The sequence below is a fragment of the Variovorax sp. V15 genome, from assembly GCF_041154425.1.
In the GTDB taxonomy this organism is placed as follows: domain Bacteria; phylum Pseudomonadota; class Gammaproteobacteria; order Burkholderiales; family Burkholderiaceae_C; genus Variovorax; species Variovorax guangxiensis.
The window spans coordinates 4995226-5014913 of record NZ_AP028659.1 but is presented as its reverse complement, the minus strand read 5'-3'; the positions used below and the strand labels follow the sequence as shown (position 1 = coordinate 5014913).

Below are 19688 nucleotides of genomic sequence, written 5' to 3'. Positions count from 1 at the left end.
GTGGAGGTTTCAGCGAGGGAGTTCGCGCAGCACGGCGCGAACGGGGGAGGCATCGGCGCTCACCAGCTTGAGCGGCAGCGCGATGAGTTCGTAGTCGCCTTCGGGCACGTCGTCGAGCACGAGGTTCTCGAGCACGCGCAGGTCGAGGCGGCGGATGCGTTGGTGGCTTTCCAGCGTCTTGCTGTCGGCCGGGTCGATGCTGGCGGTGTCGATGCCGATGAGCTTCACGCCCATGGCGGCGAGGCGCTCGACTGTGGCGGGAGCATAGGCCGTGAGCTGCGGGTCCCAGCGGCCGACCGGCATGGTCGTGTAAGTGCGCACCAGCACGCGCGGGGGCAGGGTGCTGTCGACGGCGTGGGCAATGTGGTCCCACTCGACCAGCGGCCCCTTGTCGATCGCGTGAATCACGCGGCAGGGGCCGAGGAAGGGCGTGAGGTCGACGTCGCCGATGGTCTGGCCTTCGGGGTCGTAGTGCAGGGGCGCGTCGGCATGGGCGCCGACGTGGGGGGAGAGCTTGATCTCGCTGACGTTGACCGGGCAGCCCGGCGAGATGGTCGCGGCCCAGCGCTGCTGGTAGGGCGTGTCGCCGGGAAAGACCGGCGCGCCTTCATGCACGGGCGGCGAGATATCCCAGATCTGGAGGCGGGGTTGCTGTGAACGCATGGCGCGAAGTTAGCGCCGGGCGAGGGGTCGTGGTGTCGGTTATTTCCAACACCAGACGTGACGAGTTGAAGCCGGGGCCGCGATCAGTGCAACGCCGGAAGGCCATGCCGGGCCCGCGCGCGCTCGCAGGCATCGCTGCCGGCCTCGAGCTCGTGGCAAGGATTGGGGCGCCACTCGTAGATGCCGCAGCCCACGGACTGGCCGACCTTTCCGGTGAGTGCCGCGCATCGCGGCGAGGCATGGTCGGTGCCGCGCATGCGGCAGATGGCGTCGTTCACCTCGACGGCGAGGCCCGAGGGCACCCTGCCGCCGTTGTCGTCGAGTTCATGCACGCTGAAGTCGACGCGGTAGCTGGCGCAGCAGGCGCCGCATTGCTGGCAATCGGACATGTTGCGGCGCCTTTGCCGGATCAGAGCCTGCCGAGCAGCAGGAACTCCATCAGCGCCTTCTGGGCGTGCAGGCGGTTCTCTGCCTCGTCCCACACCACCGACTGCGGCCCGTCGATGACCTCGGCCTGTACTTCCTCGCCGCGGTGGGCGGGCAGGCAGTGCATGAAGAGGGCGTCGGACTGGGCCGCGCGCATCATTTCCTCGTCGACGCACCAGTCGGCGAAAGCCTTGCGGCGGGCCTCGTTCTCGGCCTCGTAGCCCATGCTGGTCCAGACGTCGGTGGTGACGAGGTCGGCGCCGCGGCAGGCTTCCATCGGGTCCTTGAAGACCTTGTAGCTGTCGCCCGAGCGGATGCCGGCGATCGACTGGTCGACCTCGTAGCCGCTGGGCGTGCTCACGTGCACCGTGAAGCCCAGAATTTCGGCCGCCTGCAGCCAGGTGTTGGCCATGTTGTTGCCGTCGCCAACCCACGCCACCGTCTTGCCCTTCAGGCAGGAAAGTGCGTCGCCTCCGGCACCGCGTGACCCGCGGTGTTCGATGTACGTGAAGATGTCCGCCAGGATCTGGCAGGGGTGGAACTCGTTGGTCAGGCCGTTGATGACGGGCACGCGCGAGTGCGCCGCGAAGGCGTCGATCTTGGTCTGCTCGTAGGTGCGGATCATCACCAGGTCGACCATGCGGCTGATGACCTTGGCGCTGTCCTCGATGGGCTCGGCGCGGCCGAGCTGGCTGTCGCCGGTGGTCAGGTGCACCACGCTGCCGCCCAACTGGTACATGCCGGCCTCGAAGCTCACGCGGGTGCGCGTGCTGGCCTTCTCGAAGATCATGGCCAGCGTGCGGTCGACCAGCGGCTGGTGCTTCTCGTAGGTCTTGAACTTCTTCTTGATGATCGCCATGCGATCGAAGAGGTAGGCGTATTCGTCGGCCGTGAAGTCCGAGAACTGCAGGTAGTGCCGGATGGCTGCGGGCGCGGTCGTCGTCATTGGGCTGCAGGCTCCGAGAGGAAGTTTTTGACGATGGGCGCGAGGATCGCGACGATCTCGTCGGCCTCGGCGATGCTCAGGATGAGCGGCGGCACGAGGCGGATCACCTTGTCGGCCGTCACGCTCAGCAGCAGGCCGGCGTCGCAGGCGCGGTTGAGGATCACGCCGCAGGGACGGTCGAGCTCGATGCCGATCATCAGGCCCTGGCCGCGGATTTCCTTCACGCCGGGCAGGCCGCCGAGCTCGCGCTCCAGCGCCGCCTTCAGGTGGGCGCCCACGGTGGCGGCATTCTCGAGCAGGTTCTGCTCTTCCATGATGCGGATGGTCTCGACGCCGGCGCGCATGGCCAGCGGGTTGCCGCCGAAGGTGGTGCCGTGGTTGCCCGGGCCGAAGATGTTGGCGGCCTTGGGGCCGGCCACCACGGCGCCGATCGGCACGCCCGAGCCCAGGCCCTTGGCCAGCGGCATCACGTCGGGCTTGATGCCCGCCCACTGGTGGGCGAACCACTTGCCGGTGCGGCCCATGCCGCACTGCACTTCGTCGATCATCATGAGCCAGTCGCGCTCGTCGCACAGCTGGCGCACCTGCTTCAGGTATTCCCAGCGCATCGGGTTGATGCCGCCTTCGCCCTGGATGGTTTCGAAGAACACGGCGACCACGTTCGGGTTGCCTTCGGTCGCCTTCTTCAGCGCCTCGATGTCGTTCAGCGGAACGCGGATGAAGCCCTCGACCAGCGGGCCGAAGCCAGCCTGCACCTTGGGATTGCCTGTGGCCGAGAGGGTGGCGATGCTGCGGCCGTGGAAGGCGGCTTCGTAGACGACGATCTCGGGGCGCTCGATGCCCTTGTCGTGGCCGAACTTGCGCGCCAGCTTCAGGGCGGCTTCGTTGGCTTCGAGGCCGGTACAGCAGAAAAAGGCGTTGGTGAGGCCGGAGAGCTCGGTCAGCTTGGTGGCGAGCTGTTCCTGGCCGGGCACGTGGTAGTAGTTGGAGCTGTGGATCAGCTTGGTCAACTGGTCCTGCAGGGCCGGCACCAGTTCGGGGTGGTTGTGGCCCAGCGTGTTCACCGCGATGCCGCCGAGGCCGTCGAGGTAGGCCTTGCCCGCGGTGTCCCAGACTCGGCAACCCTGACCGTGCGACAGTGCGATCGGCAGGCGACCGTAGGTGTTCATGACGTGGGGCGAGGTGGGCTGGGCGGTAGCGCTCATTCGGGTTCTCCAGATAGGGAAGGCGGATTCTAGGCGCGTGGTTTGACGGCTTCGTTGAGGATTGCGCATCACAGCAATGCCCCATGTTCAGGATGCAAAAAGGGGCGCGGATAGAATCGCTTGCTGCACCGCAGCACCTGCTCCGGTCGCTTCATTCAACGATGATTTCCCCCACAGCCAAAGAAATCTTCATCCAGGGCATCACCAAGGATGGCCGGACCTTCCGCCCGAGCGATTGGGCCGAGCGTCTGGCCGGTGTCATGTGCTCTTTTCGCCCCGGTGGCGCCTACCCGGGCAGCCACCTGAGCTATTCGCCCTGGTGCATTCCGACGACCATCAACGGCGTGAAATGCGTGGTCGTGAACCGCGCACTGCGCGACGCCGAGCCGATGGCCTGGGACTTCTGCGTGAACTTCGCAAGGGACAACGATCTCCAGGTGGCCGAAGCCTGCCTGGTGCCCGACGCACCGATCCCCCCCAAAAAGGCCTGACAAGGCCTTTTTCTTTGCCCGTAATCCGGGTTCGCCAGGAACTGCAAACCGATCGGGCATGAAAAAACCGCCCGAAGGCGGTTTTTCACTTTGCTGCAGCGCACCCCGATCAAACGGCGGACCGGAGGATTCCGGTCCGGGCTTGCCTGACAGGTGTCAGGCGGCGGCCTTTGCAGGCGCGAGGGCGAGGGCCTTGACCTTGGCCGACAGGCGGCTCTTGTCGCGGGCTGCCTTGTTCTTGTGGAAGATGCCCTTGTCGGCGATCGCGTCGACGATGCTCTGGGCCTTCGCGAACAGTTCGCTTGCCTTGGTCTTGTCGCCAGCCAGAACAGCCTTTTCGACGTTCTTGACAGCGGTACGGTACTTGGAGCGCAGCGAGGTGTTCGCTGCGTTCAGCTTGGTGTCCTGGCGGACGCGCTTACGGCCGGAGGCGAGGCGCGGGTTCTTTTTCTTGGGCTTGGCGGATGCCATGATTTATGTCCTTAGGTGTCTGAGGATGATGCAGCAAAGCCCTCCATTATAGGCCGGCCCGGCTTTTCCGGCGAATCCGGGCGTTTCGGGGCCCCCGACGGGGCCTAAACTCGGCCTCCGTGTCCCTGCTCAAATCCGCCTCCACCGTCTCCCTGCTGACCCTCGCCTCGCGGATCACGGGCCTCGTGCGCGACGTGCTCTTCGCCTCGGTTTTCGGCGTCAGCGCGCTCACCGACGCCTTCAACGTCGCGTTCCGCATCCCGAACCTGTTCCGGCGGGTCTTCGGCGAAGGCGCCTTCAGCCAGGCCTTCGTGCCGGTGCTGGCCGCCCGCAAGACCGAAGCGGGCGACGAGGGCGCCCGCCAGCTCATCGACCACGTCGCCACGCTGCTGACCTGGACGCTGGTGATCGTCTGCGTGGCCGGCGTTGCCGGCGCGCCGCTGCTGGTCTGGGCCATGGCCAGCGGGCTGCCGGGCTTCGATGCCGCCGTGGTCATGACGCGGTGGATGTTCCCGTACATCGGCTTCATGTCGCTGGTGGCGCTGGCGGGCGGCATTCTCAACACCTGGCGCAAGTTCGCGGTGCCGGCGGCGTCGCCGGTGCTGCTGAACGTGGCGCTGATCCTGTCGATCCTGGTCGGCGCGCCGCTCTTCAGGCACTGGGGCATCGAGCCGATCTACGCCCAGTGTGTGGGCGTCATGGCCGGCGGCGTGCTGCAGCTGGCCCTGCAGATTCCCGCATTGCGCAAGCTGGGGCTGTTGCCGCGCCTGGGCCTGAGCCTGCGGCCCCTGCGCACCGCCTGGACCGATCCGAACACGCGCAAGGTGCTCAAACTGATGCTGCCCGCGCTGCTGGGCGTGAGCGTGGCGCAGATTTCGCTGCTCATCAACACGCAGATCGCCTCCCATCTGGCGGTGGGCAGCGTCACCTGGATCACCAATGCCGACCGGCTGATGGAATTCCCGACCGCGATGCTCGGCGTGGCGCTGGGCGTGGTGCTGATGCCGCAGCTGGCCGGTGCCCGCGCAGCCAAGGACGACGCGCGCTATTCCTCGTTGCTCGACTGGGGCCTGCGCCTCGTGGTGCTGCTGTCGGCGCCTTGCGCCATCGCCTTGCTGCTCTTCGCCAAGCCGCTGGTGGCGGTGCTCTTCCACAACGGCGCGTATTCGGGCGAGGACGTGGGCCGGACCACCCTGGCGCTGATGGGCTACGGCGTCGGGCTCGTCGGCATCGTGGCCGTGAAGGTGCTCGCGCCGGGCTACTACGCCAAGCACGACACGCGCACGCCGATGCTCATCGCGGTGGGCGTGCTGGTGCTGACGCAGATCCTCAACGTGTTCCTGGTGCCGGTGCTGCAGCACGCGGCGCTCACGCTGACCATCGCCATCGGGGCGCTGGTGAATTCGGCCTGGCTGCTGGTCGGGCTGATCCGCCGCGGCAGCTACAAGCCCGAGCCGGGCTGGGGGCGGTTCGCGCTGCAGGTCGTCGCGGGCACGGCGGTGCTCGCGGGCCTGCTGGTCTGGGGCTCGGCGCATTTCGACTGGGTCGCCCTGCGCGAGCAGCGCCTGCTGCGCATCGGCCTGCTGGCCGCGCTGATAGCCGGCTCGGCGCTGCTGTATTTCGGCGTGCTGGCGGCGGTCGGCGTGCGGCTGCGCAGCTTCATCCGCCGCTGAGGCCCCGCCGGGCTTTCCAGGCGGGCGCAATCCGCGTGTGCCCCTTCTTGACGCTCCGGAAATGCTCCTCTACAAAGCCACATGACGTTCAGCTTTCAGGTTCCAACCGCCCTGGAGTATTTCGAGTCGCTGGTCCGCAGCGACGAACAGTTTCCGCTGCTCGAAGCCGCCGCCAGCCTGGCGCAGGACGAATACCCCGATCTCGACGTGCAGCAGGTGCTGGGCGACGTCGACCAGCTCCTGGCGCGCCTGCGCCGCCGCCTGCCCGCCGATGCCGCACCGCTGGCCCGTCTGCGGGCGCTGAACCAGTTCTTCTTCAACGACCTGAACTTCGGCGGCAACGTCAACGACTACTACGACCCCGACAACAGCTACCTGAACGCCGTGCTGCGCACCCGCCGCGGCATCCCGATCTCGCTGGCCGTGCTCTGGATGGAGCTGGCGCAGGGCCTGGGCCTGCAGGCGCGCGGCATCGGTTTTCCCGGCCACTTCATGCTCAAGGTGACGCTGCCCAAGGGGCAGGTGGTGATCGACCCGTTCACCGGCAAGTCGTTGTCGCGCGAGGAGCTCGGCGAGCGGCTTGAGCCCTACAAGCGCAGCAACGGCCTGGTCGGCGACTTCGACGTGCCGCTGGGCCTGTACCTGCAGCCCGCCAGTTCGCGCGAAATCATTGCCCGCATGCTGCGCAACCTGAAGGAAGTGCACCACGCGCAGGAAGACTGGCAGCGTGTCCTCGCCGTGCAGGACCGCCTGATCGCGCTGCTGCCCAGTGCCTGGGGCGAGTACCGCGACCGCGGCATCGCGCACGCGGAGCAGGGCAACACGGCATCGGCCGTGCGCGACCTCGAAACCTACCTGGCGAAGGCCGAGGACGCCCTGGACATCGACGCGATCGCCGAGCGCGTCGCCGCCCTGCGCCGCATGGCGAGCTGAAATGAGCATGCAGGCCGGCGTGAGCCCCGCGCCCGACCTGGGCACGCTGCACGAATTCCACGGCGTGCAGCCCGTGCTGCCGGTGTCCGACGTCACCCGCGCCGCGCGCTGGTTCCGCGACGTGCTGGGCTTCGAGCTCGACTTCATCGCCGGCGAGCCGCCCAGCTACGCGCGGGTGAAGAAGGGCGATCGCAGCTACGGCGACCCGGTCTATCTGCGCCTCTGGCAGTGCAACGCGCGCGAGGCCAAACCCTGGCGCGGCGAGATCGTGATCCACGTCGGCAAGGACATCGACGGCCTGCATGCCGCGTATGTGAAGCGCGGCGTGGTGGTCATCGAGCCACCGACCTCCCAGCCCTGGGGGCTGCGCGAATTCGCGATCCGGGAGCCGGACGGCCATGTGCTGCGCTTCTGCGGCTATCTGCCCTGAAACCTCAATTTCAGAAACACAAAATTACAAATGGATCGATGCATCCGTGTCGATCCGGCTTCCGCTCGTCCGACGTGTGAACAGGAGCAGGCAGATTCCGATGCCGCTTCACCACCATCAACCTTCAGGAGAAACGACATGCGATTCATGATTCTGGTCAAGGCCAACGCCGATTCCGAAGCCGGCGTGATGCCCAGCACCGAAATCCTCACCGCCATGGGCAAGTTCAACGAAGAACTGGTCAAGGCCGGCGTGCTGCTGGCGGGCGAGGGCCTGCACCCCAGTTCCAAGGGCGTGCGCGTGCGCTGCGAGGGCCCGACCAAGCGCACCGTCATCGACGGCCCCTTCGCCGAGACCAAGGAGCTGCTGGCCGGCTTCTGGCTGTTCCAGTGCAAGTCGAAGGAAGAGGCCATCGAGTGGATCAAGCGCAGCCCTTTCCAGGAAGGCGAGATCGAGATCCGCCAGGTGTTCGAGGCCGCCGATTTCGGCGACTCCATGACCCCCGAACTGCTCGCCCAGGAAGACCGCCTGCGCGCCGAGACCGAGGCCCGCACCAAGGCCGGTGGCTGAACCGGCCGCCCGTGCAACGCAACCGAACCCAAGGAGACGCACCATGCGATTCATGCTGCTGATGATTCCCCACGGCTACGAGACCGCCGCGCCCGGCACCATCCCCGACGACGTCGAGGCGGTGTCGGCCATGATGGCCTACAACGAGTCGCTGCAGAAGGCCGGCGTGCTGGTCAGCTGCGACGGCCTGCACCCGCCCTCCATGGGCGCTCGGGTGAGCTTCAGGAACCGCAAGCCCAAGGTCGTCGACGGCCCCTTCGCCGAGGCGAAGGAGGTGCTGGGCGGCTTCTGGATCATCGACGTGCCCTCGCGCGCCGCCGCCATCGAATGGGCCAGCCGCTGCCCCGGCGGCGACAACGAAGTCATCGAGGTGCGCCAGATCCAGGAGATGGAAGACTTTCCGGCCGACGTGCAGGCGGTGGCCGGCGAATTCACGTCGATGCAGACGGTGAAGAAGACCGGCGCATGAGCCAGGCCGGGGGCCGCGTGGACACGGCCGCCATCCACCGCACCATCGAGGCGGTGTGGCGCATCGAGTCCGCGAAGATCATCGCCACTGTCGCGCGCATGGTGCGCGACGTGGGGCTGGCCGAAGAGCTGGCCCAGGACGCGCTGGTTTCGGCCCTGGAGCAATGGAGCGAATCGGGCGTGCCCGACAACCCCGCCGCCTGGCTCACCGCCGTGGCCAAGCGCCGCGCCCTCGACCGCCTGCGCCATCTGCAGCTGGCCGAGTACAAGTCCGGCGAGATCGGCCGCGAGCTCGACGCGCGGCACGAGATGGCGCAGGACGACTTCGCCGAGGCAGTCGATGCCGCGCTCGACGACGACATCGGCGACGACCTGCTGCGGCTGGTGTTCACCGCCTGCCACCCGGTGCTCTCGACCGAGGCGCGGGTGGCGCTCACGCTGCGGGTGATGGGCGGCCTGACCACCGACGAGATCGCGCGCGCCTTCCTCGTGCCCGAGGCCACGGTGGCGCAGCGCATCGTGCGCGCCAAGCGCACCCTGGCCGAGGCGCGCGTGCCCTTCGAGGTGCCGCGCCGGCACGAACTCGAGGCGCGGCTGGCCTCGGTGCTGGAGGTGATCTACCTGGTCTTCAACGAAGGCTACTCGGCCACCGCCGGCGACGACTGGATGCGCCCCGCGCTTTGCGAAGAGGCGCTGCGCCTGGGCCGCATCGTGGCCGAGCTGGTGCCGAAGGAATCGGAAGTGCACGGGCTGGTCGCGCTGATGGAAATCCAGGCCTCGCGCACCGCCGCGCGCATGGGGCCCTCGGGCGAGCCGGTGCTGCTGCTGGAGCAGAACCGCGCGCGCTGGGACCAGATGCTGATCCGTCGCGGCCTCGCTGCGCTCGCGCGGGCCGAGTCGCTGGGCGGCGCGCTTGGCCCCTACGCGCTGCAGGCCGCCATCGCCGCCTGCCACGGCCGCGCGCGCACCGCCGGCGAAACCGACTGGGGGCGCATCGCCGCGCTCTACGATGCGCTGGCCGAACTCACGCCGTCGCCCATCGTCGAGCTCAATCGCGCGGTGGCGTTGTCGATGGCCTTCGGCCCGGCGGCCGGGCTGGAGGTGGCCGATGCGCTGCTGGACGAGCCCGCGCTCAAGGGCTACCACCTGCTGCCGACCGTGCGCGGCGACCTGCTCTTCAAGCTCGGCCGCCATGACGAGGCGCGCCGGGAGTTCGACCGCGCCGCGGCGCTCACGCGCAACACCCGCGAACGTGCGCTGCTGCTGGCGCGCGCCCGGGCTTGTACTTGACTCGCGCCCAGGCTTCGCGCGCTTCGTGTCGCTGCGCCAACTCCCTTCCGGGGGCGATGCCTGCGGCCTGGGGGAGCCGGTTCCGCGGTATCTCTGGAAGGAGAGGGCGCGCTTGAACTGAACCGCACCTGAATCTGCTGCGAGTCGCGCCGGAGGACAATGCGCGCCATGCTGCGCACCCCCTCCCTCCGCCTGCTGTGCGTTTCCGGCCTGGCCCTGCTGCCGACCGCCTCGGCCCTGGCCCAGTTCGATCCCGCCAAGGTGTGGACCGAGCCGCCGACCATCGCCGCGCGCTTTCCCGATCCGCCAGTGAGCTACGCCACGCCGGGCTTTCGCCCGGGCCGCACCGACTTCCCCCCGCATGCCGAAGTGCTGGCCTTCCTGGACGAGCTGGCGCGCCAGTCGCCCAACGTGCGCGTCGAGCGCATCGGGACGTCGCAGCAGGGCCGCGAGATGCCGCTGGTGGTGCTGGCCGAACAGGGCCGCGTCGACCCGGCCCGGCCCACGGTGATGGTGATCGGCCAGCAGCATGGCAACGAGCCGGCCGGCGGCGAGGCGGTGCTGGCGTTGGCGCAGCAGTTCGCCTCCGAGCCGGGCTCGGCGCTGCTGAAGAAGGTCAATCTGGTCCTGGTGCCGCGCGGCAACCCCGACGGCGCCGAGCGCTTCACCCGCGTCACCGCCAACGGCATCGACGTGAACCGCGACCACCTGCTGCTGCGCACGCCCGAGGCCCGCGTGATCGCGGCGGCCACCCTGCGCTACGCGCCGCAGGTGGTGCTCGACCTGCACGAGTTCACCGTCGGCGGCCGCTGGATCGACAAGTTCGGCGCCGTCATGAAGTACGACGGCCTGCTGCAGCCGGCCACCGTGGGCAACCTCGACGCCGCCATCGCCGCGAGCGCGCAGCGCGACTACGTCGACGCCATCCAGGCCGCCTTCTCGCGCGCGGGCCTGCAGGGCTTCAAGTACCACACCACTTCCGGCGGCAAGGCGGACGACCGCACCGTGTCGATGGGCGGCGTGCAGCCCGACACCGGCCGCAACGTGAGCGCGCTGCACCAGGCCGTGAGCCTGCTGCTCGAGGTGCGCGGCGTGGGGCTGGGCCGGGCGCATTTCGCGCGCCGCGTGCACACGCAGGTGCTGGCCGCCACGACGGTCATCGAGACGGCCGCGAAGCAGGGGCCGGCGCTGATGCAGCTCACCGCGCAGGCCGGCCAGCGCGCCAGGACCGACGCCTGCCGCGGCGACCTGGTGGTCGAGGCCTGGCAGACGCCGACGAAGCAGCGCCTCGAATTCCTCGATGCGAAGACCGGCGAGGACAAGGCCATCGACGTCGACTGGCGCGCCGCGGAGCCGCTGAAGATCGTCAATGCCCGCCCGCGCCCCTGCGGCTACCTGCTCGCTTCGAGCGAGACCGTGGCCGTGCAGCGCCTGCAGATGCTGGGCGTGCGCGTGGAGCGCATCGACAACGCGGCGCCATGGTCGGTGGAGCGCTACGAGATCCTCTCGCAGGCCGACGGCCAGCGGCAGGACGCGCGCGGTGCCATCGAGGACGGCGAGGCGATCCGCAGCTTCCGCGTGCGGCTGCGCCATGGCCGTGCGGTGGTGCAGCCGGGCAGCTTCTACGTGTCGCTGGCGCAGCCGCTGTCGCCGCTAGTCAGCGCCGCGCTGGAGCCCGATTCGCAGAACAGCTACGCGGCCAACCGGCTGCTGGAGATCGGCGACGACAGGCTGCTGCGCGTGCCGGGGCCGGCGCCCGCGGGCGTCTGGCACTGAGCAGGCTCAGGTGCGGGAAGACGAACCCGCTTCCGACGGCGATCCCGGCAGCCCGAACTGGTGCCATGCGCGGCGCAGCTGCGTGTCGGAGCCGAAGCCCGACTGCTCCGCCGCCCGCGTCACGCTCGCGCCCGAGGCCAGCGCCAGCTGGGCCGTCGCGAGCCGCAGCCGCCGCAGGTAGGCCAGCGGCGCCACGCCCGCATGCTCGACGAACAGCCGCGTGAGGTGCCGCGCCGAGGTATGCGCCACCTCGGCCATGCGCGGCACGTTCCAGTCGGCCTGCGGCCGCTCGCTCACGGCGTCCTGCACGCGGTGCAGCGCGGCGTGCAGGTGGTTGCGATGGGCGAGGAAGGGCGACAGCTCCGGATCGTGTGGCCCCCTGCGCAGCGGCATCACCATCGACTGCGCGACCTGCGCCGCGAGCGCCTCGCCGCACAGCTCGCCGATGCGGTGCAGGATCAGGTCGATGCCGGTGGTCACGCCCGCGCTGCTGTAGAGCGGCGGATCGATCACGAACACGCGGTTGCTCACCACCTCGCAGCGCGGCTCCACCTCGCGCAACTCGCCCAGGTGATGGTGGTGCGTGGTGGCGCGACGTCCCGCCAGCGCCCCGGCGTGCGCGGCCAGCACGGCGCCGGCGCAGACCGTCACCAGCTCCAGCCGGCCGCGCTCGAAGCGCAGCCCGCGCAGCCAGTGCAGAAGGTCCTGCGTCTCGGGGTTGTCGATGGCGATGGCGTCGCCGGGCAGGCCGACCAGCACGACCCAGCCGGGGCCGTTCCACGTCGTGGGCAGCGGCAAGAGCCCCGCGAGCGCCACGCCGACCGAGCCCATGGCCGTCGGCCGGGGGCTGGCGAATTCGATGGTGAAGCGCTCGGCCCGCCCCGCCGCGCGCAGCCGCTGGTTGGCGATGCGCAGCGCCTCCGCCGGCCCGGCCCAGTCGAGCACGAGGCTACCGGGCAGAAGGACGAAGACTACGCGGATGGGGGCGGGCTCGGGTTGCTGCGGTTCCATTCGTAGTCCATCTGGCGTGCGGTGCGCTCGGCGAGTTCGAGCCCGGCCAGCCGTTCGACGAGATGCAGGCTCATGTCGATGCCGGCGCTGATGCCCGCGGAGCTGACGATGCGGCCGTTGTCGACCCAGCGCACGCCCTCGCGCACGTCGAGCGAGGGGAAGCGCTCGCGCAGATCGGCGATGTCTTCCCAGTGGGTGGTGACGGCGTCGTTCGTCGCCACGCCGCTGGCGGCAAGCAGGAAGGCACCGGTGCAGACGGACGCGACGATCTTCGCTTCGGCGGCGGCGCGGGCGATCCAGCGCAGCGTCTCGGGGCTGGCCATCGGCACGTCGACCACGCCGCCGGGGACGATCAGCACGTCGGCTGGCGGGCTGCCGGCCAGTGCGTGGTTCGCCAGCAGCTGCAGGCCGGCGCGCGCCTGTACGGGCTGGCCAGCGGCGGCGAGCGCTACCGAGGCGACCTCGAACGGTGCCGCCGAGTCCGGCCGCATCCGCTGGCTGACCCGGCTCGCGGTGGTGAACACCTCGAAGGGGCCGGCGAAGTCCAGCGCTTCCACGCCGTCGAAGGCGAGGATCAGCACGCGCAGGCTGGCGCTGTCGCTCATGCCACTGCCCGTTCCAGCGCCTGCGCCACGGTGCAGACGGTGGCGAACCGGCCATGCAGCACGGCGGCCGTGCGGGCCTTGATGTCGGTGGCGGCCAGCGGGCTGCCGTCGGGATGCTTCATGTCGAAGGTGAGGGTGGCGTCGGTCACGTAGTCCACCTCCCAGCCCAGGTCGGAAGCGTGGCGGGTGGTGGTCTCGCAGCATTGCTCGGTGCGGATGCCGCTCACGATCAGCCGGCCGATGCCGTTCTGCGTGAGCCACACGTCCAGTCCGCTGTTCACCAGCGCGCTGTGGCGGTGCTTGGTGAAGGTGGCGGCCGCGTCGAAGGCGGCCAGCCCGCCGATGGGGCGCACATGGCCCGATTCGACCGCGAAGGGGTTGCTGGCGTCTGAGGGCTCGTCGGTGTGGAGGACCCGCACGATGGGCAGGCGCGCGGCGGCGGCGCCTTCGATCAGCGCGTTCTGCGCGGCGAAGTAGGGCGCGGCCTGGCTTTCGTTCCAGTAGGCGCGCTGGCGGAACGACTCCTGGGCGTCGATCACTATCAGACAGGTTTTCATGGCGGGGCTCGCGGGCGGGAGCGGAGTGGATGATGCCGCTCATTCTTGCGGCACGCCAGCTTCCGGTCCGCTCGGCGCCGGACCGGAATCGATCAGATCAGGACATCGGCGAGGCGCAAGCCCGTCAGACCAGCGAAGCCGCCTGCAGCTCTTTCTTCAGGTACGCGTAGTACAGCGGCGCCGCCACCAGCCCCGCGGGCCCGAAGACCGCCTCGGCCACGAACATCACCGCCAGCAGCTCCCACACGCTCATCTGCGTGCGCGCGCCCACCACCTTGGCGTTGATGACGTACTCGGCCTTGTGGATCACGATCAGGAAGATCAGGCAGGCCGCGGCCGTGACCGGCGATACCGACAGCCCCACCAGCGTGATCACCGAGTTGCAGACCAGGTTGCCCACGATCGGCACCAGTCCGGCCAGGAAGGTGAGGGTGATGAGCGCCGGCGTGTAGGGCAGGTGCGCGTCCCACAGCGGCATGACGAAGAGCAGGAAGATGGCCGTCAGCAGCGTGTTGAAGGCCGCGATCCAGAACTGGGCCGCCACGATCTGGGCGAAGGCCTCGCCGAAAGTCTGCACGCGCCGGTGCAGCTGTTCGGCCAGCGGCAGGCGCTGCAGCGGCGCGTGGGCCACGGCGGCCAGGCTGCCGATGATCAGGCCCACGTACGAGAAAAGGATGCCGTGCAGCCACGCGCGCCCGGCCACGGCCAGCGAGCCGGCCTGCGCGCGCAGGTAGTTGGCGATCACGCGCTGCACCTCGGCCGCGCCCTCGGGCAGGTAGACGGCGATCTCCACCGGCAGCTTGGAGCGCAGCTCCAGCACGGTGCGCGCGGTGTAGTCGAGCAGCTCGCGGTACTGGTCGGGCGCATCGACGATGTATTCGCGGGCCTGCGACAGCCCCAGCGTGATCAGCGCGATGGGCGCCAGCAGCACCACCGTGACGGCCACCACGCCGGCCCAGCCCTGGGCGCTGCCGGGCCGCCTGGCCAGCGCCGGGATGCGCCCCAGCCCCGAGGCGAGCAGGCGCGCGAACCAGCGCGTGACGAGAAAGCCGATGCAAACGCACAGCAGCCCCGGCAGCAGGTGCTCCCACATCACCAGCATCAGGGCGCCCAGCATCAGCAGGTAGCTGGCGATGGTCACGCCACGCGGGGCGGCGGGGCGGATGGCGGAGGACGCCGATGAGGCGATGGGCGAGGGCTGCGGCTTGTTGGCCATCCGGTGCGGGTGCGTGCTCTGTTCTTCGAAAAAAGTGGACGCAGCGGCCGGCGGTCAGCCGACGACCACGGCCGCGCCTTCGCCGCGCTCGGCGATCACGCCGATCTCGTGCACCGTCTCGCCGGCGGCGCGCAGCGTGGCGGCGCACGCGGCCGCTTCGGCGGCGTCGATGACCACCACCATGCCGATGCCGTTGTTGAAGGTGCGGTTCATCTCGATGTCGTCGATGCCGGCCACCTTCTGCAGCCACGCGAACAGCTCGGTCTGCGGCCAGCTGCCCTTCTTGAGGTGGGCGGCCGTGCCTTCGGGCAGCACGCGCGGGATGTTCTCGAGCAGGCCGCCGCCGGTGATGTGGGCCAGCGCCTTGATCGGGTGCTTGCCCAGCGCCTCGAGCACCGGCTTCACGTAGAGGTGGGTGGGCTCCATCACGGCTTCGCGGAAGGGCTTGCCGTCGAGGGTGGCGGGCAAATCAGTGCCGGCGCGTTCGATCACCTTGCGCACCAGGCTGAAGCCGTTGGAGTGCACGCCGGCCGAGGCCAGGCCCAGCACCACGTCGCCGGGCTTGACGTTCTGGCCCGTGAGGATCTTCGACTTCTCGACCGCACCGACCGCGAAGCCCGCCAGGTCGTATTCGCCGGCCGGGTACATGCCGGGCATTTCGGCCGTCTCGCCGCCGATGAGCGCGCAGCCCGAGAGCTCGCAGCCGCGGGCGATGCCGCCGACGACCGCAGCGGCCGTGTCCACGTCGAGCTTGCCGCAGGCGAAGTAGTCGAGGAAGAAGAGGGGCTCGGCGCCCTGCACCAGCACGTCGTTGACGCTCATGGCCACCAGGTCGATGCCGACCGTGTCGTGCATGTTCCATTCGAAGGCCAGCTTGAGCTTGGTGCCCACGCCGTCGGTGCCGCTCACGAGCACCGGCTCCTTGTAGCGCTTGGGCACCTCGAACAGGGCACCGAAGCCGCCGATGCCGGCCAGCACGCCTTCGCGCAGGGTTTTCTTCGCCAGCGGCTTGATGCGGTCGACCAGGGCGTCGCCTGCATCGATGTCGACGCCGGCGTCCTTGTAGCTGAGCGGGGTGGGCGTGGAGGAGGTCATGGGTGGTCGGTGTCGGGAAGGACGCGAAAGGACGTGAAGGGTGGGGCGGAAGGGGCGCCGGCAACCATGGTGGCCGGGCCGATAGAATTCCCGATGATTTTAAGGGCCCCCGCGGCCCCCTCCATGAACCTTCCCGGGATGAAACAGCTCGCGCTCGATATCGGCATTGCGACGGGCCCCAGCTTCGACGCCTTTTTCGCCGGCCCCAACGAGGCGGCTCTGCGGCACCTGCAAGTGTGGGTGGGCGGCGCCGGCAGCCCCGCGCTGCACTCGCCGGTGCCCACCTACCTGTGGGGCGACGGCGGCAGCGGCAAGACCCATCTGCTCGAATCGGTGCGTGTCGCACTGCGCGAGCAGGGCGCCAGCGTGGGCTGGCTGCACGCCGGTCTGCTGGAGCCGCCCGAGTTCGACGAGCGCTGGGGCGCCGTCCTGCTCGACGACGTGCACCTCTACACCGCCGTGCAGCAGCACGCGGCCTTCAACTGGTTCGTCAACGCCCAGACGCTGCAGCGCGGCGTGGTCGCCGCCGGCGCATTGCCGCCGGCCGACCTGCCGCTGCGCGAGGACCTGCGCACCCGCCTCGGCTGGGGCCATGTGTTCCACATGCAGGTGCTCAGCGAAAGCGAACGCCGCGCGGTGCTGCGCCAGGCCGCCGACGCGCGCGGCGTGATGCTGTCGGACGACGTGCTCGACTACATGCTCCACCGCTTCAGCCGCGACCTCGGCAGCCTGATGGAGCTGCTCACGCAGCTCGACGGCTACGCCCTGCAGACGCAACGCGCGATCACCATTCCGCTGATCCGCTCCATGCTCGAGAACGAATAGAAGAGCGAACAAGGCTTCCAACAACAAATGATCAAGAAATTCATCGACAAGCTGCTCGGCAAGGGTGCCGGCGGCACGCAGGGCAAGAGCCGCTTCGGCAAGCGCCAGGAGGTGCCGGCCGAGGTCCATGGAATCGATCCGGCCCTGGTCGACGAGCGTGCGAAGAACGTGGTGACGACGCTTCAGCAGGCAGGCTACGAAGCCTATGTGGTGGGCGGCGCGGTGCGCGACCTGCTGCTGGGCCTGCGCCCCAAGGACTTCGACGTGGCCACCAACGCCACGCCGGAGCAGGTGAAGGCGCTTTTTCGCCGCGCCTTCATCATCGGGCGGCGCTTCCGCATCGTGCACGTGGTGTACGGCCGCGGGCGCGAGCACGAGGTGATCGAGGTCTCGACCTTCCGCGCCTACATGGACAACGCCGCCGCCGAGCAGGTGGCCGGAAACGAGCGCACCAGCAAGGGCGAGCTCGCGAGCATGAAGCACGCGGTGGACGCCAGCGGCCGCGTGCTGCGCGACAACGTCTGGGGTCCGCAGGAAGAAGACGCCGCGCGCCGCGACTTCACCGTGAACGCCATGTACTACGACCCGGCCAACCAGGTGGTGGTGGACTATCACAACGGCATCAAGGACGCCCAGAAGCTCACCCTGCGCATGATCGGCGACCCGGCCACGCGCTACCGCGAAGACCCGGTGCGCATCATCCGCGCCATCCGCTTCTCGGCCAAGCTCGCGGCCCTGGGCTTCAAGCTGGAGGCCAAGACGGCCGCCCCGCTGGTCGAGTCGAGCAAGCTGCTGGCCGACGTGCCGCAGAGCCGTCTCTTCGACGAGATGCTCAAGCTGCTGCAGACGGGCCACGCCATCGCCACGGTCGAGCAGCTCAGGAAGCTCGGCCTGGCGCGCGGCATCTATCCGCTGCTCGACGTGGTGGTGGAGCGCGCCGACCAGCCCTTCGTGAAGGCCGCCCTGCAGGACACCGATCGCCGCGTGGGCGAGGGCAAGCCCGTGGCGCCCAGCTTCCTGCTGGCCTGCGTGCTCTGGGCCGACGTGCGCGACGGCTGGGCCCAGCGCCAGGAAGGCCGCAACGGCCAGCGCGCGCAGCCGCCGTTCCCGGCGCTGCAGGACGCCATCGACGACGTGTTCAATGCGCGCATCGGCGACGTGTCGGGCCGCGGCAAGCTCGCGGCGGACATGCGCGAGATCTGGATGATGCAGCCGCGCTTCGACAAGCGCACCGGCTCCACGCCCTACAGCCTGGTCGAGCAGGCGCGCTTTCGCGCCGCCTTCGACTTCATGCGCCTGCGCGCCGACGTGGGCGAGGTGAGCGAAGCCATTGCCGAGTGGTGGCAGGAATTCAGCACCGCCGACGACGTGCGCCGCACCGATCTGCTGGAGCAGGTGCGCGAGGAGCAGAAGGTGCGCCAGCGCGTGCGGGTGCGCGAGACGCCCCAGCCCCCGAAGCCGCGCGGCGAGCCGGCGGGACGCCGCGCCGCCGATGCGGGCCGGAATGACGAGGGCGACGAGGTCGAGACCGCGGCCGTGCCGCCCGATGGGGAAGCCGTGGCGCCGCGCAAGCGCCGGCGCCGGCGCAAGCCGCGCACCGGAGGTGGCGGCGGTGGTGAGGGCGGCGCAAGCGCTGCAGGCGCATGACGAACAAGCCCGACCGGCCCAGGGGCGACGGCAGGAAAGGGGGGGCGCCCCGCGCTCCCGCGGGCAAGCGCGCTGCGATGCCACCCGCGAAGCGCCCTCCGGCCCGGCCCTCTGGCGGTTCGCCTGCGCGCCGTCCGAAGGAGGACTACCCGACCGTGCAGGCCTTCATCGCCATCGGCGCCAACCTGGGCGACGCCCAGGCGGCGGTGAAGGCGGCCATGGAGGCCATCGGCGCCATCGAGCGCACCGTGGTCACGGCGCGCTCGTCGCTGTACCGCAGCGCGCCCATCGAATCCTCGGGGCCCGACTACATCAATGCCGTGGTGGCGGTGCGCACCGGCCTGACGGCCGAGGCATTCCTTTCGGAGCTGCAGCTGCTCGAAGAGCAGGCCGGCCGCGAGCGGCCCTTTCCCAACGCGCCGCGCACGCTCGACCTCGACCTGCTGATGCATGGCAATTCGGTCAAGGACACGCCCAAGCTGAGCCTGCCCCATCCCCGCATGCGGGAGCGGGCCTTCGTGCTCAAGCCGCTGGCCGAAATCGCCCCCGACAAGGTGCCGCGCGCGGCGCTGGCGCGGGTTTCGGACCAGGTCATCGAGCGCATCCGCGGCTGACCGGCGGCCGGGCGAGAGCCCGCCCGGCCGGCCCGGTACCGCCCTCCCGGTACACTTGCACGGTTTTTCATCACGCTGTCACACGCTTGTGGCAGGCAAGTCCCGAGATCCCAGGAGAGCGCCACCCATGTTCGGCAAGCTGCTGCCCCGCGAGGGGAATTTTTTTGAGATGTTCAACCAGCACGCCGAGCGCATCGTCGAGGCGGCGCGGGCGTTCGAGCAACTGGTGACCAACTACAGCGACGTGCACCTGCGCGAGCAGTACAACCGCGACGTCGACAACGCCGAGCGCGCCGCCGACCGCGTGACGCACGACGTCAACCGGCTGATCCACAAGACTTTCATCACGCCCATCGACCGCGAGCAGATCCACAAGCTCATCAACACGATGGACGACGTGGCCGACCTGATCCAGGACTCGGCCGAGACCATGGCGCTGTACGACGTGCGCCACATGACCGAGGAAATCGTGCGCCTCACCTCGCTGAGCGTGAAGTGCTGCGACCGCCTGAAGGACGCCGTGAAGTTCCTCGGCCGCATCGCCGACCCGGCGGTGGCCGAGGCCACCCTCAAGACCTGCGAGGAGATCGACCGCCTCGAGTCCGACGCCGACCGTGTGATGCGCAGCGCCATGAGCAAGCTGTTCCGCGAGGAGCCCGACGTGCGCGAGGTGATCAAGCTCAAGGCGATCTACGAGCTGCTGGAGACGATCACCGACAAGTGCGAGGACGTGGCCAACGTGATCGAGGGCATCGTCCTCGAGAATTCGTAAGCGG

Annotated in this window: 22 protein-coding genes; 12 read left to right on the top strand and 10 right to left on the bottom strand. The window is 69.4% G+C overall.

Annotation, left to right across the window (positions count from 1 at the left end):
- Positions 1–9 precede the first annotated feature (9 nt).
- The 4 genes from kynB to ACAM57_RS23990 all read right to left on the bottom strand — a co-directional run bounded on the left by kynB (position 10) and on the right by ACAM57_RS23990 (position 3240).
- Entirely contained in the window at positions 10–663 is a 654-nt protein-coding gene (gene kynB / locus ACAM57_RS24005) for an arylformamidase (RefSeq protein ID WP_369659219.1), read from the bottom strand.
- 83 nt (positions 664–746) lie between these two features.
- Positions 747–1052 (bottom strand): YkgJ family cysteine cluster protein, encoded by a 306-nt coding sequence (locus ACAM57_RS24000; RefSeq protein WP_369659218.1) that lies wholly within the window; start codon positions 1050–1052, stop codon positions 747–749.
- A 20-nt stretch (positions 1053–1072) separates the two neighbouring features.
- A complete protein-coding gene (gene argF, locus ACAM57_RS23995) occupies positions 1073–2035 on the bottom strand; it encodes an ornithine carbamoyltransferase (RefSeq protein ID WP_369659217.1) in 963 nt (320 codons plus the stop codon).
- Complete coding sequence (locus ACAM57_RS23990) at positions 2032–3240, bottom strand: aspartate aminotransferase family protein (protein ID WP_369659216.1); 1209 nt, start codon at positions 3238–3240, stop codon at positions 2032–2034. The genes argF and ACAM57_RS23990 overlap by 4 nt, the downstream gene beginning before the upstream one ends.
- A gap of 161 nt (positions 3241–3401) precedes the next feature.
- Between ACAM57_RS23990 and ACAM57_RS23985 the strand changes: the two genes are divergently transcribed.
- Positions 3402–3731: a DUF3579 domain-containing protein gene (locus ACAM57_RS23985; RefSeq protein WP_093124243.1), complete on the top strand. Its 330-nt coding sequence runs from the start codon at positions 3402–3404 to the stop codon at positions 3729–3731.
- A 156-nt stretch (positions 3732–3887) separates the two neighbouring features.
- On the opposite strand, the gene rpsT is transcribed toward ACAM57_RS23985, so the two are convergent.
- Complete coding sequence (gene rpsT / locus ACAM57_RS23980; protein WP_019654625.1) at positions 3888–4202, bottom strand: 30S ribosomal protein S20; 315 nt, start codon at positions 4200–4202, stop codon at positions 3888–3890.
- Between the two features lie 119 nt (positions 4203–4321).
- Here rpsT and murJ point away from each other — a divergent pair, with 119 nt between their 5' ends.
- The 7 genes from murJ to ACAM57_RS23945 all read left to right on the top strand — a co-directional run bounded on the left by murJ (position 4322) and on the right by ACAM57_RS23945 (position 11342).
- Complete coding sequence (murJ, locus tag ACAM57_RS23975) at positions 4322–5875, top strand: murein biosynthesis integral membrane protein MurJ (protein ID WP_369659215.1); 1554 nt, start codon at positions 4322–4324, stop codon at positions 5873–5875.
- 81 nt (positions 5876–5956) lie between these two features.
- Entirely contained in the window at positions 5957–6808 is an 852-nt protein-coding gene (locus tag ACAM57_RS23970; protein WP_369659214.1) for a SirB1 family protein, read from the top strand.
- A gap of 1 nt (position 6809) precedes the next feature.
- Complete coding sequence (locus ACAM57_RS23965; protein WP_369659213.1) at positions 6810–7238, top strand: bleomycin resistance protein; 429 nt, start codon at positions 6810–6812, stop codon at positions 7236–7238.
- A 138-nt stretch (positions 7239–7376) separates the two neighbouring features.
- On the top strand, positions 7377–7808 hold the full coding sequence (locus ACAM57_RS23960; RefSeq protein ID WP_019654629.1) for a YciI family protein: 432 nt from the start codon (positions 7377–7379) through the stop codon (positions 7806–7808).
- Between the two features lie 43 nt (positions 7809–7851).
- A complete protein-coding gene (locus ACAM57_RS23955; protein WP_369659212.1) occupies positions 7852–8277 on the top strand; it encodes a YciI family protein in 426 nt (141 codons plus the stop codon).
- On the top strand, positions 8274–9566 hold the full coding sequence (locus ACAM57_RS23950; protein ID WP_369659211.1) for an RNA polymerase sigma factor: 1293 nt from the start codon (positions 8274–8276) through the stop codon (positions 9564–9566). The genes ACAM57_RS23955 and ACAM57_RS23950 overlap by 4 nt, the downstream gene beginning before the upstream one ends.
- Before the next feature lie 168 nt (positions 9567–9734).
- Positions 9735–11342 carry a M14 family metallocarboxypeptidase gene (locus tag ACAM57_RS23945; protein ID WP_369659210.1) on the top strand — a complete coding sequence of 536 codons (1608 nt, stop codon included), beginning with the start codon at positions 9735–9737 and terminating at the stop codon, positions 11340–11342.
- A 6-nt stretch (positions 11343–11348) separates the two neighbouring features.
- Here the strand turns inward: ACAM57_RS23945 and ACAM57_RS23940 are convergent, their stop codons facing one another.
- From ACAM57_RS23940 to purM, 5 genes are all read right to left on the bottom strand, one after another.
- Complete coding sequence (locus ACAM57_RS23940) at positions 11349–12353, bottom strand: GlxA family transcriptional regulator (protein ID WP_369659209.1); 1005 nt, start codon at positions 12351–12353, stop codon at positions 11349–11351.
- The gene (locus ACAM57_RS23935; protein ID WP_369659208.1) at positions 12314–12958 is read right to left on the bottom strand and encodes a DJ-1/PfpI family protein; all 645 of its coding nucleotides are present in this window, start codon (positions 12956–12958) and stop codon (positions 12314–12316) included. The genes ACAM57_RS23940 and ACAM57_RS23935 overlap by 40 nt, the downstream gene beginning before the upstream one ends.
- Positions 12955–13515: a cysteine hydrolase family protein gene (locus ACAM57_RS23930; RefSeq protein WP_369659207.1), complete on the bottom strand. Its 561-nt coding sequence runs from the start codon at positions 13513–13515 to the stop codon at positions 12955–12957. The genes ACAM57_RS23935 and ACAM57_RS23930 overlap by 4 nt, the downstream gene beginning before the upstream one ends.
- 124 nt (positions 13516–13639) lie before the next feature.
- Positions 13640–14731 carry an AI-2E family transporter gene (locus tag ACAM57_RS23925; RefSeq protein WP_369659206.1) on the bottom strand — a complete coding sequence of 364 codons (1092 nt, stop codon included), beginning with the start codon at positions 14729–14731 and terminating at the stop codon, positions 13640–13642.
- A 54-nt stretch (positions 14732–14785) separates the two neighbouring features.
- Positions 14786–15826, bottom strand: a complete 1041-nt coding sequence (gene purM, locus ACAM57_RS23920) for a phosphoribosylformylglycinamidine cyclo-ligase (RefSeq protein ID WP_176664526.1) — start codon at positions 15824–15826, stop codon at positions 14786–14788.
- A gap of 138 nt (positions 15827–15964) precedes the next feature.
- Between purM and hda the strand changes: the two genes are divergently transcribed.
- The 4 genes from hda to ACAM57_RS23900 all read left to right on the top strand — a co-directional run bounded on the left by hda (position 15965) and on the right by ACAM57_RS23900 (position 19684).
- Positions 15965–16651, top strand: a complete 687-nt coding sequence (gene hda / locus ACAM57_RS23915) for a DnaA regulatory inactivator Hda (RefSeq protein WP_301506698.1) — start codon at positions 15965–15967, stop codon at positions 16649–16651.
- A gap of 27 nt (positions 16652–16678) precedes the next feature.
- A complete protein-coding gene (gene pcnB, locus ACAM57_RS23910; protein WP_184635626.1) occupies positions 16679–18298 on the top strand; it encodes a polynucleotide adenylyltransferase PcnB in 1620 nt (539 codons plus the stop codon).
- Positions 18295–18912 carry a 2-amino-4-hydroxy-6-hydroxymethyldihydropteridine diphosphokinase gene (gene folK, locus ACAM57_RS23905; RefSeq protein WP_221297380.1) on the top strand — a complete coding sequence of 206 codons (618 nt, stop codon included), beginning with the start codon at positions 18295–18297 and terminating at the stop codon, positions 18910–18912. The genes pcnB and folK overlap by 4 nt, the downstream gene beginning before the upstream one ends.
- A gap of 127 nt (positions 18913–19039) precedes the next feature.
- Positions 19040–19684, top strand: coding sequence for a DUF47 domain-containing protein (locus ACAM57_RS23900; protein WP_126022731.1), 645 nt, complete (start codon positions 19040–19042; stop codon positions 19682–19684).
- Positions 19685–19688: the final 4 nt, after the last annotated feature.

What these genes read in the sequence shown, in the direction of transcription:
- purM (WP_176664526.1), bottom strand. Translation starts at nt 15,826, where the DNA reads ATGACCTCCTCCACGCCCACCCCGCTCAGCTACAAGGACGCCGGCGTC.
- ACAM57_RS23950 (WP_369659211.1), top strand. Translation starts at nt 8,274, where the DNA reads ATGAGCCAGGCCGGGGGCCGCGTGGACACGGCCGCCATCCACCGCACC.
- argF (WP_369659217.1), bottom strand. Translation starts at nt 2,035, where the DNA reads ATGACGACGACCGCGCCCGCAGCCATCCGGCACTACCTGCAGTTCTCG.
- folK (WP_221297380.1), top strand. Translation starts at nt 18,295, where the DNA reads ATGACGAACAAGCCCGACCGGCCCAGGGGCGACGGCAGGAAAGGGGGG.
- ACAM57_RS23945 (WP_369659210.1), top strand. Translation starts at nt 9,735, where the DNA reads ATGCTGCGCACCCCCTCCCTCCGCCTGCTGTGCGTTTCCGGCCTGGCC.
- kynB (WP_369659219.1), bottom strand. Translation starts at nt 663, where the DNA reads ATGCGTTCACAGCAACCCCGCCTCCAGATCTGGGATATCTCGCCGCCC.
- ACAM57_RS23985 (WP_093124243.1), top strand. Translation starts at nt 3,402, where the DNA reads ATGATTTCCCCCACAGCCAAAGAAATCTTCATCCAGGGCATCACCAAG.
- ACAM57_RS23965 (WP_369659213.1), top strand. Translation starts at nt 6,810, where the DNA reads ATGAGCATGCAGGCCGGCGTGAGCCCCGCGCCCGACCTGGGCACGCTG.
- pcnB (WP_184635626.1), top strand. Translation starts at nt 16,679, where the DNA reads ATGATCAAGAAATTCATCGACAAGCTGCTCGGCAAGGGTGCCGGCGGC.
- ACAM57_RS23900 (WP_126022731.1), top strand. Translation starts at nt 19,040, where the DNA reads ATGTTCGGCAAGCTGCTGCCCCGCGAGGGGAATTTTTTTGAGATGTTC.
- hda (WP_301506698.1), top strand. Translation starts at nt 15,965, where the DNA reads ATGAAACAGCTCGCGCTCGATATCGGCATTGCGACGGGCCCCAGCTTC.
- rpsT (WP_019654625.1), bottom strand. Translation starts at nt 4,202, where the DNA reads ATGGCATCCGCCAAGCCCAAGAAAAAGAACCCGCGCCTCGCCTCCGGC.
- ACAM57_RS23970 (WP_369659214.1), top strand. Translation starts at nt 5,957, where the DNA reads ATGACGTTCAGCTTTCAGGTTCCAACCGCCCTGGAGTATTTCGAGTCG.
- ACAM57_RS23990 (WP_369659216.1), bottom strand. Translation starts at nt 3,240, where the DNA reads ATGAGCGCTACCGCCCAGCCCACCTCGCCCCACGTCATGAACACCTAC.
- ACAM57_RS23940 (WP_369659209.1), bottom strand. Translation starts at nt 12,353, where the DNA reads ATGGAACCGCAGCAACCCGAGCCCGCCCCCATCCGCGTAGTCTTCGTC.
- ACAM57_RS23955 (WP_369659212.1), top strand. Translation starts at nt 7,852, where the DNA reads ATGCGATTCATGCTGCTGATGATTCCCCACGGCTACGAGACCGCCGCG.
- ACAM57_RS23960 (WP_019654629.1), top strand. Translation starts at nt 7,377, where the DNA reads ATGCGATTCATGATTCTGGTCAAGGCCAACGCCGATTCCGAAGCCGGC.
- ACAM57_RS23925 (WP_369659206.1), bottom strand. Translation starts at nt 14,731, where the DNA reads ATGGCCAACAAGCCGCAGCCCTCGCCCATCGCCTCATCGGCGTCCTCC.
- ACAM57_RS24000 (WP_369659218.1), bottom strand. Translation starts at nt 1,052, where the DNA reads ATGTCCGATTGCCAGCAATGCGGCGCCTGCTGCGCCAGCTACCGCGTC.
- ACAM57_RS23935 (WP_369659208.1), bottom strand. Translation starts at nt 12,958, where the DNA reads ATGAGCGACAGCGCCAGCCTGCGCGTGCTGATCCTCGCCTTCGACGGC.
- ACAM57_RS23930 (WP_369659207.1), bottom strand. Translation starts at nt 13,515, where the DNA reads ATGAAAACCTGTCTGATAGTGATCGACGCCCAGGAGTCGTTCCGCCAG.